Source organism: Bacillus sp. OK048, assembly GCF_900103525.1.
Taxonomy (GTDB): Bacteria; Bacillota; Bacilli; order Bacillales; family Cytobacillaceae; genus Neobacillus.
Genome location: NZ_FNHN01000008.1, coordinates 242,189 through 259,734 on the forward strand (window position 1 = coordinate 242,189; position 17,546 = coordinate 259,734).

Below are 17,546 nucleotides of genomic sequence, written 5' to 3' on the forward strand. Positions count from 1 at the left end.
TTCTTAACTATCTACCTGCTTCTTTTTAACAGACCTTTGTAAATGTTAGTGAAAATTGGAAAAATGTGGAAAAATGTCGATTTGGATACGTTTACAAAAAACGATTTTTGAAACAATAATTTAAGTGGTTAAAACTCTCAATTTAGTAGAGTGGGAAGTTTAGAAACCGCTAAATTACTTTGGGAGGCTATAGAAAAGGAGGATTTAGTATGGTTTATATGCAAAAGCCCTGGTTAAAATTTTATGACCCAAGAATCAGTGAAGACGTAACAGTAAATTACGAGTCGTTATTCGATCTTATGGAGCAGGCAGCAAACATTCATGGAGATAATCCAGCTCTAACGTTTTACGGAAGATCCTGGAGCTACAAAGAAACGAAGCTGATTTCAGAATGGTTAGCTGCCTCTTTGTACCGGATAGGTTTTAAAAAGGGAGATAGGATGGGGATTATGCTGCCTAACTGCCCACATTATATTTTTAGCTTATTTGCAATATTTCGTTTGGGTGGAATTGCTGTTCAAGTAAATCCAATGTACGTTGAAAGAGAAATAGAATATGCCCTGAAAGATTCCGAAGCAGAATATATGGTGGTATTTGAATCCTTCTATTCAAAGGTAAAAGAAGTTCAGCCTCAAACGTCTTTGAAAAAAATCATTGTTGTAGGATTTGGTGGAACCAGGATTAATCTAGCAGATGGAGATATTTATTTTGATGATTTTCTTACCCATGACAATGTGATACCTACTATTCCAATTAATCCTTGTGAAGATGTCGCTATTTTACAATATACAGGAGGAACAACAGGGATTTCAAAAGGAGTAATGTTAACTCACCAAAATCTACTTGCGAATATTATTCAAGTTTGTGATTTTACTTATAGTGCAGTTGATGAGAAACCAGAAAACTTCAAAATCATCAGTGTTCTTCCAATGTTTCATGTTTATGGACTGTCATGCAATGCACTTTCGGGAATCAGAATGGGAGGTAATCAATTAATTCTCCCGCGTTTTGACGTAAATGAATTAATTGAACTGATTAATAAAGAAAAACCATTCCAGTTGACAGCTGTTCCAACGATGATATTTGCATTAAACAGCCACCCTGGATTGGAAGAGAGTGGGATTAAAAATATTTTCTACTTCAATTCAGGTGGAGCCCCACTACCGGTAGAGCAGGTAAAAGCATTTGAAAAAAGAGCAGGTATAAGACTTGCAGACGGTTATGGTCTTTCAGAAACAGCACCATCAGCGATCACAACACCACCATTTCTTCCTCGTAAATTAGGAAGCGTAGGGATACCTCTCCCTGGGACTGAAGCAAGAATTGTTAAGGAAATCGAATTGGGGTATGTAGACGTTCCAGTGGGGGAACCAGGTGAATTAATACTTCGCGGACCACAGGTCATGAAGGGATATTGGAAGCGGCCTAGCGAAACTCAAATGGTAATTAGAGACGGATGGCTCTTTACTGGCGATATCGCAAAAATGGATGAGGAAGGATATTTCTATATTTTAGACCGTAAAAAGGACATGATTATTGCCAGTGGTTACAATGTATACCCACGAGAAATTGAAGAAATTATCTACCAACATGAGGCGGTAGAGGAGGCAATTGTTATTGGAAGACCTGATTCCTATCGCGGAGAAACCGTCAAAGCTTTTGTAAAACTGAAAGTTGGCGCATCGATTACACCAGAGCAATTAATAGAATATGCAAAACACTATCTGGCTCCTTACAAAGTACCTAAAGAAATTGAGTTTCTATCAGAACTTCCTAAATCATCTGTAGGGAAGCTATTAAGGAGAATGTTACGTCAAGAAGAAAATGAAAAGGTTCACTCTTAAGATCTATCAACCTACTACTCAAATAGACTTCGCGCAGAATACATCTAGAATCCTTCTTAGAACATATCACTTGAATTATTATGTTAGCCGATTAAAGAAATTCCTTATGTATGTAGGAGGAGTATATGCAGACATCAAGTAAAAGTCCATGTGAATTTTTTAAAGAAATAGAGGACGATTTGAATAGAAAGCTATACTCCTATACAAATTCATCACCTTTTATCGCAATGGCTGGAAAGGCCATAGATCAGCACTTAGAAATGGTAAGGGTTATTAGAATGATAACTGTTCAATGGTTAGAAATAAATGGTTATCCTTCAAGAGATGATGTAGCAGATATTGCCAGAAGAATAATAAGGTTGGAGGAACGACTTGACTCGTTGGATGAAGGACTATATCTAACATTAGTAGAAATCAACGTACATCGAAATCAAATGGATAATCTCAAAAATGAATTGGCAATTTAGATAAATGATTTAAAGGAGGAAAAGATGAAATGGCTGAAAAGAAGGATTCAAAAGTAAGCACAGAAGAATTACCAAAGACGACCAAAAGGAGACGAAATGCTGTGGAAAATCATACTGTTGAAAATGAAGTCAAGGAAAATGAAGTGCTTGAAACTGTAGTAGAAGAAACCATCCATGACGAGGAAGTTAAACAAAATTCAGCTGAAGTAAGTCATGAAGGGCAAGAAAATCATGACCAAATATCTAGCTTGGATATGTTATGGAATCATGCGTTTCGTGAGTTAGACCAATGGTCGAAGCATGCAGATTTTCGTGATGATGTGTTTTTAAAAGAAGCTTACTATTTTGCAGATAGCATAAAACGTAATCAGGAGAATATGAAATCTGTCAGAGAACAGTTCACTAAGGAATTTGCAAATTGGGAAAGGACAGCGAGAGAAGAATTTTTAATGTCCACAACCGCCTTACAGCATCTATTTCCAAAAATCTCTTATGAAGAGATGAACCAGCAGTTTGATCAGATTCAAAGCCGGACTGCTTCGATTCTGAATACTCCTATACAGATGATCTCTAATATTCAATTGATGGACCAGTATATAAAGATGATAGACCAATATATAGCATTTAGAAAAAATGGTAGGAACCAATATATTAATACTATTAAACAAGCAGCATCTCTTATCTATGAGAGTCAAAAAGGGTTTGTTAACCTTTTTTCCGGTCCAATCAAATCGCTTATGTTTCCTTTAAATAAATACTTGGAAAAAGCAGAAGAAGTTACAAAATCATAAGAATGAGGATGATGAAGGATGTCAAATGAAAAGATGTTTGATCCGTTTGAAGGCATTAAACAATTAAGTGAAATGGTTGAAAAACAAATTAATGGACTATTATTTATGGCAGCAGATAATAATGAATTTGTCCGTTTAGCCAATGCAGGTTTAGGTGGTCACTCGCGGTACATGGAGCTATTAAGAAAAAATCAAGAGCTAATGGCTGGCTTCATGAACATTCCGACAAAAAAGGATGTTGCTAATGTTGCAAATCTATCGATTCAAGCTGAAGGGAAAATCGATATTCTAGAAGAACAGATTTGGAATTTACAGGACAGTCTTGGAGCTTTAAATAAAGAAAACTTAGAATTGTTTCAAGAAATGGTTAAGATGATTAAACAAATGCAGGCAGAGTTTGCAAAAAACCTTCATGAAGTAACTGAATTAAAAACAATCAAGGAAGACCTTAAGGAATTGCGAAAAGGTATTGTCGACGTAAAAATCATTCAGGTAAACCTTCGTGAGATGAAGGACGAACTTATTGAAATTAAGGAAGCCCAGAATGAACTAGTCGGGATGAATAGTCAGAGTGAGACAAAAACCATTCATTCTGAAATACAAGAAATTAAACTAGGACTAGATCAATTAACAGAAATAAAAAATGAAATAGCTGTGTTGAAGGGACTTGTTATGAAAGAAAGCCCAAAAGGAAAAGTAAAAGAAAAAGAATTAGTAACAACTAAATAAACGAGTGGGGGATAGTTGATGACCACCCAAGGAAGTAGTAACGACTTCATTCCACTCTTTGATGTTGAGAAAGAGACAAAAAGATGGCAACAGGTTTACAAAATAGTAACTCAACCTAAACCTGATATTATTCCTACACCTAGAGAGGTTGTATGGAAAAAAAACAAATCAATCTTGTGGTATCATCCCGCAAAAGAAAAAAAATATAAAATACCTTTGTTCTTTGTTTATTCACTATTAAATAAATCTTATATTCTTGATATTGGTGAAGGTAGCAGCGTGATTGGGGGATTAACACAATTAGGCTATGATGTGTATCTTCTTGATTGGGGGTCCCCAGGTTATGAAGATAGCAATCTTTCAATTGATAACTATGTGCTAGATTATTTAGAAGTTGCAGTGAAACGGGCTTTACGTCACTCTGGGGTAAATGAAATATCACTGGTAGGTTACTGTTTAGGCGGGACACTTGCAGCGATTCTTGCATCAATTACTAAGCTTCCAATTAAGAATTTAGTGCTTTCAACAATTCCAATTGATTTTAGTATTGGAATCGTTCCTAATAAATGGCAGGAGGCTCTTCAAAGCGGTCAATTAAGTTTTGACTCCATTGCGGATGTATATGGTGTAATACCAGCAGATATTATGTATGCGATGTTTAGAGGACTGTCTCCAATTTATATTAGTCCGATGGTAAACCTCATAGCACGGGCGTATGATGAAGATTATGTTGATAAATGGCGGCGGATGGATAAGTGGACAAAAGATGCAACCCCCTTTTCCGGTGCATCCTTTAAGCAGCTTTTTAACGATTTGTTTAAAGAAAATAAGCTGGTAAAAGGTGAATTAATGATTGGCGGTATGGAAGTTGATCTGCATAACATTAAGTGTTCTCTTTTTGTTTTTTCCACTTCAAGGGACACACTTGTGCTAGAGCCGCAGAGTCTGCCAATTATGGATTTGGTTTCAAGTGTAGATAAAACCTATCAAGTAGTTGAAGCAGGTCATGTCTCACTTGCACTGACTGGTAAGTTTGCAGTATTTGCTGATAAATGGCTTTCTTCAAGATCTGAAGAATTGCATCCAGCAATCTCATAATGTGAAAGAATTGCATCGTGATGTATAAGCGGGAAGGGCCCCCATCCTTCCCGCAAATAATATTAGGCAGCAGTCTTATACCGGTTTAAGAACTTTCGTAGCAGAAGATTAAACCGGTTTGTTGCTTCTAATTTAGCTAAATGCCCTGAGTTTCTCAAAATAATAAATTCTGAATGGGGTATCAATTTGTGCATACAAAATTGAATCCAAACTGGTAAAACCGAGTCATATTGACAACCAATGATTAGGGTTGGAACTTTTATCGTAGGCAATAAAGAAATATTATTTACTTGGAAACAAGCTTTGAGCGATTTTAAAAAGATGTTCCGCTTTGGCTGGAAGTATCGTTTAAACTGCTCCAAATTTTTCTCTGACCAAGAATATAAGCTCATATGAGCTGCTTTTTCTATCAGGGCGACGTCTGTTGAAGCGACACCCAACCGAACCTTCTTCAAATTAAACAGTGGTTTTCTGAGTTTTTTAGGGAAAAAGTGGAATGTACTAATCAACATGAGAGAGCGAACTAGGTGGGGAGCTTGACGATAAATTTCTTGAGCAACAGCACCGCCCATGGACAAACCTAAAATGTGAGCGCTTTCAATCTTTAACTCGTCTAATAAATGAATAACATCTGCTGCAAAGTTTGAAATAGAAATGCCTTCCGATTTAAAACATTCACCATGTCCCCGTAGATCAGGAATAATTAATTCGTATTGATCTGCTAATTCAAATTGTGACTCCCAACCTTCTTTCACTTCTCCTAAACCATGGATTAGAACTAACGGCTCTCCATCACCAAAATGTAAATACGGCATCCCTAACATACTAACGTTCGATATTCCCATTTGACACCACCTTCAATTTTTTTTAATTTTATTACCAAGTTATTAAAATTATAAACGTGATTTTACACCATATAATAACATTTATTTGTCGAGTTGACAAAATATTACTGATAGGTGTAAAATACATATAGGTGAGGTGATAAGGAAATGGTAAATCAAGACAATCAATCTGTCAATCCTTCGAAAAATTTTGTTCTGCCATTTATTCTATTGCTTCTTAGCAAGATGTCTTTTCACGGGTATGAGCTAAGTCAGAAATTGCAAACATTTGGGTTTAAAACGATTGATCAAGGTAATCTTTACCGAATGTTAAGACAGCTAGAAAAGGAAGAACTAGTTTCATCAGAGTGGGATACAAATGGAAGCGGTCCCGCTAAAAGAAGATATTCCATAACAAAAGCTGGTATTACATACTTAAAAGGCTATGCCAATCAACTAGAATCGTACCAATCGATGCTGGACCAATTCTTCAAAATGTATTCAAGTTTCTTAGAGCTCTATATTCCTTCATTTCAAAAGAGGGATCCAATAGAGAAAGTAACTAGTAAAAAGAGGAGGAAGGACGATGGCACAGAAAAAGAGTGAAGCTGTTCATGCTGAGGAAGAAAAAGTGATTCCTACAGCTGAAGAGCCTAAAAATGAAGGATTATTTGTAGATACACTTTGGAATCAGTATGAGCAATCGCTTGAGCGGGCTAGACAAATGCGTGAAAGTCGTGAAGATGCGTATATAAACGCATTAAGGGAAGTCATCAAGTTTAACAAACAATATAGAAAATCACTAGGTAATCTCTTCGAGCAAACAAAGAAAACGAACAAAGAAGTTGTTTCTGGATTCATGCAGCAAATGAACACACGCAGGGAAGAAATGATGAACGAAGAAGCCAAGGCGGATGCAGAAATGCTGAATGAGCGGGAAGAACTTAAACATCAACTTAAAGGAGTCTCCCAACAATTAGAAAACTTAGCGCTCACTCCAATTAAATCTATTTTTCAAGTTATTGACCAGCTAGAAGACACTTTTGAAAAGAGTACTGAAGCCAACATCGCATATAGCAGAGAACGCCGAAATGCATGGCAGCATGTTACTGATGAGTATGTTAAAATGGCTAGAAATACTCATGGGGAAATTGTAAACCGCGGGAAAAACAGTGTTAAAGAGCTTTTTAAAGTTAACTAAATGAAATCATTGAAAACGATTAGCAGGCCAACCGATGATTGGTCTGCTTTTTTATGTTAATTTATGAACAATCATTTGAAAAATATGAAATATAAATTTAATATTCATAATATTGTAAAATTGGACGCGCGTGCTATACTTCTAATTGTAATGGAGATGAGTAGAATAATAATGGTCGCTTTGGATGGTTTTTAAAACCCCATGCTCATATCAATATTCAGAATTACATAAATAATGGCTGTGTTAGAGGTAAATGATGATTTAATAACTATGTTGATTTTTGCGGAAGGCGCGAGACTCCTCGAAAATGCTATCGCATTTTCTTCGTGCGTGGGCAGATTCGAGGATGTAATTCAAAGTCCTGCAGGAGGACGGGACAGGGGAGACCCCGCAGGCGCTTTAGCGTCGAGGAGGCTCCCCGAACCGCCTGCGGAAAGCGAAGTGCCTGGAGCACAAATCAACAGCCTAGTTTAACACAGCATAAATAATAAAAGGATTGCAAGGTGGAATTGTTAATTGCAATGAAGGAAAGCAGGGGAAAAGGTTGAAAAAAAAGATTATGGCGTTTTGTACAATAATCACATTTGGCAGTCCAACTGTATTACTTCATGTAGACGCAGAAGAAAATAATAACCAGCAGGTAATCGACGAACAACGTTCAAAACTACAATTAGGAATTTTAAAAGGGAATATAGAACTTAACAATGTAAAAAATGAAATTGAACAAATTAATGCACAGATAGGCAGGGTCGAGCAAGCGATCATTGATAATAATAATATAATTCTCGAAACAGAGGAAAAAATTAAAATTTCTCAATTAAAGATACAGGAAATGGAAAAAGAAATTTTAGCTCTAAATGATAAAGTATCAAAGCGTCATGAAATTCTAAAAAAACGAGCTCTTACATTTCAAGAATTAGGTGGAAAGGTAAATTACCTTGATGTTTTACTGGGGTCCTCAAGTTTTAAAGACTTTGTAGATCGCGTTGGTGCAGTAGCATCGCTTATTGAAGCCGATCAAGACCTTGTCAAACAACATGAAACTGATAAACAAACTGTAAAAACGAAACAGGCAGAGGTAAAAGGGAAATTAATAGAGCTTCAGAGTATGAATATAGAATTAGAAGGAATGCAATCTCAAATATTAGAGCAAAAATTACAAAATGAATTATTAAGGTCCCAATTAAAGGAAAAAGAGCAAGTTAAACTAGCTGAACAAGCAGGGTTAATGCAACAAGATTCTGTTCTCGCTACAATGAATGATTTAAGAAGCATGGACCCAGCCCAAATCTTGAGTTCTTCCTTATTGTTTTCTAATAAAACAGTTGAAAGCCTAATTACCGAAGGGCTTAAATACATAGGGAATTCTGTTTATGTATTTGGCGGAGGTCGAAATGATTTCGATATCGCCAATGGAAGATTTGACTGTTCGGCCTTTGTTAGCTGGGCATTTTCACAGGTCAATATAAATATTGGTGCTAGTACTGAGGCCTTGAAAAATACAGGAACAGCTGTCAGTGTGGAAGAAATGTTGCCAGGAGACCTTGTATTCTTTGATACCTATAAGATAGATGGGCATGTCGGTATTTATCTTGGTGCTGGGAAGTTCTTAGGTTCACAAAGTTCTACTGGTGTTGCCATTGCAGATATGACAAATGGATATTGGCTGGAAAAATTTAACGGCCGGGTTAATCGGTTAATTTCTGAATCATTTGAGGTGCGAGACTAAATAATCTCGCGCCTTTTTTATCTTAGTCCTTGCTAAAGCGAATAGAAATTCAGTACAATTAAAAGGTTATTTCATATAAACAGAAGAAATAGTTAGGAGAAGTACTTAACATGGATTTAATATTGATAATTAAAGCAATTATTTTAGGATTAGTGGAGGGGCTAACAGAATTTGCTCCGGTATCATCAACCGGTCATATGATCATTGTCGATGATATGTGGCTTCAGTCAGAAAAGTTTTTGGGCAAGTATGGAGCCAATACCTTTAAAGTAGTTATCCAGCTGGGTTCTATTTTAGCCGTGGTAGTGATATTCAAAGACAGGTTTATTGATCTTTTGGGAATGGGGCGAATAAAGAATAAGCATTCTGAACAAACTGGCGGACGATTAAAACTAACTCAAGTAATTGTTGGATTAATTCCAGCTGGTATTTTTGGTGTCCTGCTAGAAAACTATATTGATGAGTATTTATTTTCAACGGAAACGGTTTTAATTGGATTAGTGATTGGTGCTGTTTTCATGATTATCGCTGACCGATTTGGTCCTAAAAATCCAAAAGTCCAAAGTGTCGACCAAATTACCTATAAACAAGCACTAACAATCGGGTTGATCCAATGCTTCTCATTATGGCCAGGATTTTCTCGGTCGGGCTCAACCATTTCAGGAGGAGTACTAATCGGATTGAGTCACAGAGCTGCAGCTGATTTTACTTTTATTATGGCAGTTCCGATTATGGCTGGTGCAAGCTTTCTTTCATTATTAAAGAACTGGCAGTATATGACGTTGGATGCACTTCCGTTTTTTATTACAGGATTTCTTAGTGCATTTATTTTTTCATTAGTTTCTATGCGCTTTTTCCTAAAACTTATTAATAAAATTAAACTTGTTCCCTTTGCCATTTATCGAATTCTTTTAGCGTTAATCATTTATTTAGTGTATTTATAATTTTTTAAGGCAGCAACTCAGAATTTGAGTGCTGTCTATTTTTTTGTCTAGTTACATGTATGTGACCGTGAATATTTATTGCCTTTCTTGTCAGGATTAAACTCCTAATGGAAATAGTTTTTTCATATTTCTAAACACTTGTCCCCGATTTTTTATACAGGCAACTGTCACACATTAAATTTATTGGTCAAATAACGGTTCGTACATAATGAACATGCCTACACCAACTAAATAAAAATGAATATTTTATTTTAACAGGTAAACTATCACAAAAAGGTAATTCTTTAGTGGGTGCAAAAGATGAAATCAATTGTATTTTTAGGTACAAACAAATCAGGATCAAGCTATGAAGGAATTAAAGCGGCAAAAAGGCTAGGATATGAGACAATTCTCTTAACAAATCGCACGGTTTTTGTAGAGGAAAGGGAGTGTTATCTAGAGATAGATGATGTTAGGATAGGAAATATGTCAGATACTGATGAAATATTTTCAGCGGTAAATGACCTAATTGTTGAGGGGAAAGAAATTGATTGTTTTATAAGCTTTTTAGATGAGTATGCCTATTTGGCTGCCATGCTTACAAATATTATTTCCAGTACACCACTCACTTATGAACCATTAAGAATAATGACCGATAAGATTTTAACAAGAAGCTATTTATCAGGAAAAAGGTACAATCCTTTGTTTAAGGTATTGAGTTCACCAGAATTAATAATGGATGAAATAAATGGGTTAACGGACCTATTTCCATTAGTCCTAAAGGCACCTCAATCTAACGGTTCCAAGGATGTACTACTGGTAGAAGATATTTGGCAATATCAGAAGGGTGTGAAACAACTTCGTCGTAAAGACCCTGAAATGCCTATATTAGTAGAAGAGTATTTAGAGGGTCCGCAATTTTTAATCGAAGTGGTTGTCAATAATTCCATTGTAACGATTGCAGCTATCGTTGAACAGGAAGTAACAAAGGGAGAACGTTTTATTATTACTGGTTATTCGATTTGTCCGGAGATGACAGTAGAGCAACTGGCAGGGCTAAAAGAAACTGTCTTTTCAATCATAGAGGATTTTCAGTTAAGAAATGGTACTTGCCATTTAGAAATGAAGGCAACAGATAAAGGCTGGAAGTTGATTGAAATTAATCCGAGGATGGCTGGGGGAGCGATGAATCGGATGATTGAAGAAGCGTTTGGTTATAACCTTGCAGAACAGACCATTATGTTGTACGCAGGTCTAGAACCGAATTTTACGAAGGTACATGAAAATGCCGTTTATACACATTATTTAATTGTGGGTACCATTGGAAAATTACTTAAAGTGTCCGGGTGTGATTCGGCCAAACAACAAGCAGGTATAATTGAGGTTTTCACGAAGGTCGAAAATGGACAGATGGTTACACCTCCACGCTCAATGGGACAACGGTATGGATATGTTCTTGCAGCAGCAGATACAAAAGATCAAGCGAAAGAGTGTGCTATTAATGGCGCTCAACTAATTCAATTTTACTTGCAGCCAATTTAGAATCAATTGAAAGGAGGTATAATCATGGGGGAAAATAAAAATGATAGATGTATTTGTCAGGACCTAGAACGGCTTTTAGAAGAACAGAAAAAATTGTCCTTTGAAGATTTTCGTTTTATATGTGAGGACATTGGCTATGATACCATTCCATTTATTCTTTCAAACGGAAAATGTGAATTTGAGGCTTGGGGATGGACAAATAATGGGGATTTTTTTACAACCAAGTACTTTAGAGTAGAAGCGATTGATACCAATAAATGTTGTGCAACCTTATCTCTTCTTGAACCGGTCGACATTGATGGTTGTCCTATTGATGAATGTGAAGTTTTTTCATTAAGAACAACAATGAACTGTGTTATTGTTGACCTCTCCTGTTTTACTACACTACAGCCACTGTCACCGAGATTAGTGAATCGCCTTCTTCCAATCGTAGATCCAAAATGTTAAGCCCAATAAGAATGGGCTTATTCTTTTTTTTGAAAAGTGGGTTATTTGGATATGTGTCTATCGCACATTTTTAACCCTATGAATAGGATATATGGAATTAAATAAAGGAGGTAATGTAAATGTCTGGTTCACACGTCGGGCACGGTGGCGGCTTTGCCCTTGTAGTTGTATTGTTCATTTTGTTAATTATTATCGGAGCTTCTTGGTGCTAAGGATACTATTAAATTAAAGAGGGGGTAAAAATTATGCCATATGGATATGGAGGCTTTGGCGGTGGCTGTGGATACGGTGGAGGCTACGGCGGTGGCTGTGGTGTTGGCGGTTATGGTTACGGCGGATGCGGATTTGGCGGCGGCTTTGCGCTAATCGTAGTATTATTTATCCTATTGATCATCGTAGGTGCAGCTTGTTTTAGATAAAAAGAAAAGCGCAAGCGCCCTGGTCAGCGGCGTATGGCCTGGAGCGCTCCAACCGAGATAAAGGAAACACGAAGAGCCGGAGGCGATTCGATGTTGACTTATCGTAGGGCGGAGAGCGAAGGACACTAGCCGTTAGGGCGCTGGAGCTGGACAGTAAACTAAGTTTCAAAAACTTATCTTATCGTAGGAAACCCTCTTGACTATTCAAGAGGGTTTCCTACTGTTGAATGTTTCCAATTTTTAAATTTATCAATTTCTGCTGATACCTTTTTAAGCGTAAAGCTTATAACAGCTGCATCATCAAGTATTCCTAACCCAATGAGAAAATCGGGAACCATATCTATTGGTGACACGAAATAAAGAATTGCACCAATAATGGATAAAATCGCGGCAGGTGCAACATTGCGATATTCGCCTTTTGAATAAGCTTGAACTAAATCAAAAAATAATTGCAGCTTTTCCCAGGCATCTCCTAAAGTTCCTTTGTTATTTCTTGCCTTGATGATTGCCTTCTTTAGTAGACCATCTGTCTTTTTTTGATTATCGAGATAGCCCTTCGCACTGTCTCGATGTTTCTTTGTTACAAAATCTATTTCAGGGTCAATCATTACAGACACTTCCTTTAAGTAAAATACATAAAGTTAGTTTACCTCAAAATATTGATTTCATTTAGATTAGTAGAAAAAATACCAAGTCCTCTAGGCACTTGGAACAATTTATGCAGAAACAAATTTATCCGTCCTATCTTGATTCTTACCCCAAACAATTTCATCGACCTCAAAGCCATCTAGTGTTTCTTTCTTTAATAAGCTTTCGACTAATTGCAGATACTGATGGTAATGACTATTCATAAGGGACTCCGCCTTCTCTAACCCTTTTTGAAACAGTTCTAGCATTTTTACTTCTTTATCCTGTTTGTTAAACGTCAGGGTAAATCCTCCCTGAAGCATACCCGTATCTACCATTTGTTCGATTATTTTCTTTGCTTGTTGTACATCACCACTGACTCCTATGCTATGTTCGCCAAGAAGCATTCTTTCTGCGACACCACCCGCTAATACCATAGCGACACGGTCTAATAGGTCACTGGTTGTTGATAGATGTAGTTCTTTTGGAATTGGTGCCACATAACCTAGTGCCTCACCGCGTGGGATGATCGTTGCTTTTCTTACCGACCCTGGCTTCGTTAATGAGGCTACAATGGCATGTCCTGCTTCATGAATGGCTACCCGACGCTTAGTGTCTAGATCCTGTAAAGAACGAGAAGTACTTCCTAATATGGTTCGGTCAAGGGCATAGTCTAGATCAGCTCTCGTTAATTCATCTTGCCCGTTTCTTACTGCACGCCGACTTGCAGTTTCAAATAATGATTGCAGCTCTGCTCCAGAGAAACCAGAAGTACTTTCAGCTAACTCATCTAAAGAAGCTAAAACCTCATCATTAAGTGATTTTCCTTTTGTATGAATTTCGATAATTTCTCTTCTTCCTTTTGTATCAGGAAGCGGTACTTGGAAAGTGAAGTCTATTCTACCTGGTCTTAAAAATGCTTCATCTAGCATATCTTTTCTATTCGTTGCGGCGATAAACAGAACTCCATCGTTTGAATGACCTCCATCAAGCTGAACAAGCAGTTCTGTTAATGTTTTTTCTGCTTCCTCTCCTCCATGAGCGTTTCTTCTTCCAGCTAAGGCATCCACTTCATCAATAAAGATAACAGTAGGGCCTTGTTTTCTTGCTGCTTGGAATAAAGACCGGACTCTGCTGGCGCCAACACCAACAAATAATTCATTAAAAGCCGAGCCGCTTGCAGAAAAGAAGGATGCGTTTAACTCGCGTGCAATTGCTTGAGCCAATAATGTTTTTCCCGTGCCAGGCGGTCCATATAAAAGAATTCCTTTAGGTGGTTTTATCCCCATCTTTATGGCTCTTTCCGGTTCTTTAAGGGTTGACAGTGTTTGGAGTATTTCTTCCTTCATTTCTTCCCCAATCCCACCAACATCTTTCAAACTAATTGTCGGAAGGGGGCGTGCCTGGGAAAGACTATTTTTCATCGAGTTAGAAAGCCCAAAACCCCCTTTTGTTTTTTGAAGTGCAAAACCTGCTCCAACGAGGGTTAGTAAGACAGCGGCCATAATCCATTTCCCATAACGGCTGCTATTTGAAAATGAATAGTAAATAGTATATTTTTCAATCAGCTTGTTGATCATTTGGCTGTTTGGAGGAACATGTGATACGTACTTTTTGCCACCAGCTTCAAGATCAATGCTTCCATCTGAATGTTCAGTTAGTGTAACAGTTTTGCCATTTTGGTTTTGAATTGTATTTTCTACCGAAGAAAACGGAATTTCTATTTTTTCTGTGGTTGTTTGGATTATCCAAGCAATCCCTGCCATTAATAATAATAGTGCTGAGATGAGTGGAATAATCTTTGAAGCTAGTTTTTGACTTTGATTCAATGAAAGTCATCTCCTTTAGCAGAGTCATACTTTATTATAAAAGGAAAATAACAAAAGGGGGTGTGGAAATGACTGGAAATAATTTTCCAGTTGGATTGTATTTAAAGGATTGCAAATTTCACGGTGAAACTATAAGATTAAGGGTACGAGAAAAATTTTTGGTTGTTAAAAGAGAGGAATTAGAAATGGGTAACAATTTTAAAGAAGAAGTATTATCGCGAAGAACATTTGCGATCATTTCTCACCCGGACGCCGGGAAGACTACGTTAACTGAAAAATTATTATTATTTGGCGGGGCAATTCGTGACGCAGGTACTGTAAAAGCTAAAAAAACAGGTAAGTTTGCGACAAGTGACTGGATGGAAATTGAAAAACAACGTGGAATTTCGGTTACATCCAGTGTGATGCAATTTGACTATAATAATTTCCGTGTCAACATTTTGGACACTCCTGGACACCAGGACTTCAGTGAAGATACTTACCGAACCTTAATGGCTGTGGATAGTGCTGTTATGATTATCGACTCTGCTAAAGGGATTGAGGAACAAACATTAAAGTTATTTAAAGTCTGCCGGATGCGTGGAATCCCTATTTTTACTTTTATTAATAAACTTGATCGTCAAGGGAAGGCTCCGCTAGAACTTTTGGCTGAATTAGAAGAAGTTTTAGGAATAGAGTCATACCCAATGAACTGGCCAATTGGGATGGGGAAAGAGTTTCTTGGAATCTACGATCGATATTACAATCGAGTAGAACAATTCAGAGTAAATGAAGAGGATCGTTTCATCCCCTTAAATGATGAAGGTGAGATAGAAGGGGAACACCCGCTAAAAATGTCTGGACTTTATGACCAGACACTTGAAGAAATTATGCTGTTGAACGAGGCAGGAAATGACTTTTCAGCAGAAAAAGTAAAAGAGGGTAAAATTACCCCTGTTTTCTTTGGCAGTGCATTAACTACTTTTGGGGTCCAAACATTTTTAGAGACTTACTTGCAATTTGCTCCACCTCCAATGGCCCGTAATTCATCCATTGGTGAAATTAATCCATTGGCTGATCAGTTTTCAGGATTTGTCTTTAAAATCCAAGCAAATATGAATCCTGCCCACCGTGATCGGATTGCTTTTGTCCGGATTTGTTCAGGTAAATTTGAACGAGGAATGACTGTTAATATTCCTCGATTAAGTAAACAAATTAAACTTTCACAATCCACGTCATTTATGGCTGAGGAAAGAAATACGGTTGATGAGGCTGTCAGCGGAGATATTATCGGACTGTATGACACTGGAACATATCAAATTGGCGATACCATCACGTCAGGAAAAGATAATTACCAATTCGAAAGACTTCCGCAGTTTACCCCAGAGCTATTTGTCAGGGTTTCAGCGAAGAATGTAATGAAACAAAAGTCATTTTATAAAGGAATCCAGCAGCTTGTTCAAGAAGGAGCGATTCAGCTCTACAAAACAGTGAAAACAGAAGATTATTTGTTAGGTGCTGTTGGACAATTACAATTCGAGGTTTTTGAACATCGGATGAAAAATGAATACAATTCTGATGTAATAATGGAACGTATGGGTTCTAAGATAGGCAGATGGGTTGAAGGGGACGTTGTGGATGAAAATCTTTCGAGCTCTCGGAGCATGCTTGTAAAGGATCGCTTTGATCATTATGTGTTTTTATTTGAAAATGATTTTGCGCTTCGATGGTTCCAAGAAAAGAATCCAACTGTTAAACTTTATAACCCTATGGATCAGGATTAAAAATGACGGGACACACTCCCGTCATTTTTTTAGATATAAAATACTGAAAATTCAGATTAATTACTTGACTATTTTTTTTATTCCGACATACAATTAGTACAAATGAATTTCAAACTATAGTTTGGAGGAATCGTGATGAAGAATGGGTATTTTTTTACAGGATTTCCAGGGTTTATTTGCAACCAATTAATTCGTGAGGTACTAAAACAAAATGAATACAATGGTGTTATTTATGTACTAGTTCTTCAGGGGATGATGGATAAAGCAAGGAATGAGAAGAAAGCCATTGTTTCAGAGCTTGGACTTAAGGAAGAGGCATTTGTACTCATTGAAGGCGATATTACCAAACCATTTCTAATGATCAGTGATAATGACCAAGAGCGATTAATAGAAAAGGTAACCCATGTCTTCCATCTTGCCGCGATTTATGATTTAGCCGTACCAAGAGATATAGCGTTTAAGATAAATGTAAATGGGACTAATAATGTAAATAATTGGGTAAAAGGGCTGACTCATTTAAAAAGATATGTTTATTTCAGTACTGCTTATGTAGTCGGGGAACGGGAAGGGACACTTTACGAGACCGAGCTTATTCGTCCAACAAGCTTTAAAAATCATTATGAAGAAACGAAATTTGAGGCAGAAGTCTTGGTCGAAAAGCTAAAAGAAGAAATTTCAATTACGATAATTCGTCCTGGAATTGTCAAAGGTCACTCACAAACGGGTGAAACGATTAAATTCGATGGTCCTTATTTTATGATGAATTTTCTAGAAAGGTTAAAATTTCTTCCTTTGCTCCCACGATTAGGTAAAGGAGAAGCGTATGTGAATTTGGTTCCAATTGACTATATCATTCAGGCAACGGCCTATCTCAGCTTTTTAGAAAAGGGTATAGGAAAAACATATCATTTAACTGATCCACATCCTTATCGTGCTGCTGAAATATACAGTTTTATGATGGAGGAATTATTGAATAAAAAACCAAAAGGAACCCTGCCATTATCGGTTGGAAAATGGTTTCTTTCGATTAGACCGGCAAGAAAATTTCTAGGGGTAGAAAAGGAGGCACTCGATTATTTCACATGGATGGGTCAATTTGATTGTACTCAGGCAGTGAAAGATTTAGAAGGATCAGGAATAGTATGCCCTAATTTTAAGGATGGGTTAAAGCCAATGACAACCTTTTATCTAAAACAAAAAGACAATCCAAACTACCAAATACCAATTTTATAAGCAAATGAATAGAAAAATTTCTTCTTCTACTGATTATTCATGGGGTTACTGGAGAAACTAAGCTGGAAGTAACTTAGAGT

General features: G+C 37.0%; 18 protein-coding genes. 15 read left to right on the forward strand and 3 right to left on the reverse strand.

The genetic code is table 11. The annotated features are described in order from the left end of the window. Positions 1-209: 209 nt before the first annotated feature. The 5 genes from BLR86_RS16430 to BLR86_RS16450 all read left to right on the forward strand — a co-directional run bounded on the left by BLR86_RS16430 (position 210) and on the right by BLR86_RS16450 (position 4,929). Positions 210-1,844 (forward strand): long-chain-fatty-acid--CoA ligase, encoded by a 1,635-nt coding sequence (locus BLR86_RS16430; protein ID WP_090763590.1) that lies wholly within the window; start codon positions 210-212, stop codon positions 1,842-1,844. 125 nt (positions 1,845-1,969) lie between these two features. Further along, the gene (locus BLR86_RS16435) at positions 1,970-2,311 is read left to right on the forward strand and encodes a hypothetical protein (RefSeq protein WP_090763593.1); all 342 of its coding nucleotides are present in this window, start codon (positions 1,970-1,972) and stop codon (positions 2,309-2,311) included. A gap of 29 nt (positions 2,312-2,340) precedes the next feature. Continuing rightward, entirely contained in the window at positions 2,341-3,102 is a 762-nt protein-coding gene (locus tag BLR86_RS16440; protein ID WP_090763596.1) for a hypothetical protein, read from the forward strand. A gap of 18 nt (positions 3,103-3,120) precedes the next feature. Beyond that, a complete protein-coding gene (locus BLR86_RS16445) occupies positions 3,121-3,831 on the forward strand; it encodes a hypothetical protein (RefSeq protein WP_090763599.1) in 711 nt (236 codons plus the stop codon). Positions 3,832-3,849: 18 nt separating this feature from the next. Further along, the gene (locus BLR86_RS16450; protein WP_090763602.1) at positions 3,850-4,929 is read left to right on the forward strand and encodes an alpha/beta fold hydrolase; all 1,080 of its coding nucleotides are present in this window, start codon (positions 3,850-3,852) and stop codon (positions 4,927-4,929) included. A 62-nt stretch (positions 4,930-4,991) separates the two neighbouring features. On the opposite strand, the gene BLR86_RS16455 is transcribed toward BLR86_RS16450, so the two are convergent. Further along, the gene (locus BLR86_RS16455; protein WP_090763606.1) at positions 4,992-5,774 is read right to left on the reverse strand and encodes an alpha/beta fold hydrolase; all 783 of its coding nucleotides are present in this window, start codon (positions 5,772-5,774) and stop codon (positions 4,992-4,994) included. Between the two features lie 147 nt (positions 5,775-5,921). Here BLR86_RS16455 and phaQ point away from each other — a divergent pair, with 147 nt between their 5' ends. From phaQ to BLR86_RS16500, 8 genes are all read left to right on the forward strand, one after another. Beyond that, the gene (phaQ, locus tag BLR86_RS16460) at positions 5,922-6,359 is read left to right on the forward strand and encodes a poly-beta-hydroxybutyrate-responsive repressor (protein ID WP_090763610.1); all 438 of its coding nucleotides are present in this window, start codon (positions 5,922-5,924) and stop codon (positions 6,357-6,359) included. After that, positions 6,340-6,954 carry a hypothetical protein gene (locus tag BLR86_RS16465; RefSeq protein WP_090763613.1) on the forward strand — a complete coding sequence of 205 codons (615 nt, stop codon included), beginning with the start codon at positions 6,340-6,342 and terminating at the stop codon, positions 6,952-6,954. The genes phaQ and BLR86_RS16465 overlap by 20 nt, the downstream gene beginning before the upstream one ends. A 544-nt stretch (positions 6,955-7,498) precedes the next feature. Beyond that, positions 7,499-8,683 (forward strand): C40 family peptidase, encoded by a 1,185-nt coding sequence (locus BLR86_RS16475; protein WP_254782351.1) that lies wholly within the window; start codon positions 7,499-7,501, stop codon positions 8,681-8,683. Between the two features lie 110 nt (positions 8,684-8,793). Continuing rightward, the gene (locus BLR86_RS16480) at positions 8,794-9,627 is read left to right on the forward strand and encodes an undecaprenyl-diphosphate phosphatase (protein WP_090763619.1); all 834 of its coding nucleotides are present in this window, start codon (positions 8,794-8,796) and stop codon (positions 9,625-9,627) included. 300 nt (positions 9,628-9,927) lie between these two features. Beyond that, complete coding sequence (locus BLR86_RS16485; protein ID WP_090763622.1) at positions 9,928-11,148, forward strand: ATP-grasp domain-containing protein; 1,221 nt, start codon at positions 9,928-9,930, stop codon at positions 11,146-11,148. Positions 11,149-11,172: 24 nt separating this feature from the next. Continuing rightward, complete coding sequence (locus BLR86_RS16490) at positions 11,173-11,595, forward strand: CotY/CotZ family spore coat protein (protein WP_090763625.1); 423 nt, start codon at positions 11,173-11,175, stop codon at positions 11,593-11,595. Between the two features lie 119 nt (positions 11,596-11,714). Further along, entirely contained in the window at positions 11,715-11,807 is a 93-nt protein-coding gene (locus BLR86_RS16495) for a YjcZ family sporulation protein (protein WP_090763628.1), read from the forward strand. Positions 11,808-11,840: 33 nt separating this feature from the next. Beyond that, entirely contained in the window at positions 11,841-12,014 is a 174-nt protein-coding gene (locus BLR86_RS16500; protein WP_090763632.1) for a YjcZ family sporulation protein, read from the forward strand. A 200-nt stretch (positions 12,015-12,214) separates the two neighbouring features. On the opposite strand, the gene BLR86_RS16505 is transcribed toward BLR86_RS16500, so the two are convergent. Then, complete coding sequence (locus BLR86_RS16505) at positions 12,215-12,622, reverse strand: YkvA family protein (protein ID WP_090763634.1); 408 nt, start codon at positions 12,620-12,622, stop codon at positions 12,215-12,217. Positions 12,623-12,730: 108 nt separating this feature from the next. After that, entirely contained in the window at positions 12,731-14,407 is a 1,677-nt protein-coding gene (locus tag BLR86_RS16510; RefSeq protein WP_175492931.1) for an AAA family ATPase, read from the reverse strand. 248 nt (positions 14,408-14,655) lie between these two features. Here BLR86_RS16510 and BLR86_RS16515 point away from each other — a divergent pair, with 248 nt between their 5' ends. Both BLR86_RS16515 and BLR86_RS16520 read left to right on the forward strand, forming a co-directional pair. Continuing rightward, on the forward strand, positions 14,656-16,233 hold the full coding sequence (locus BLR86_RS16515; protein ID WP_090763754.1) for a peptide chain release factor 3: 1,578 nt from the start codon (positions 14,656-14,658) through the stop codon (positions 16,231-16,233). Between the two features lie 135 nt (positions 16,234-16,368). Next, complete coding sequence (locus BLR86_RS16520) at positions 16,369-17,466, forward strand: SDR family oxidoreductase (protein ID WP_090763639.1); 1,098 nt, start codon at positions 16,369-16,371, stop codon at positions 17,464-17,466. Positions 17,467-17,546 lie beyond the last annotated feature (80 nt).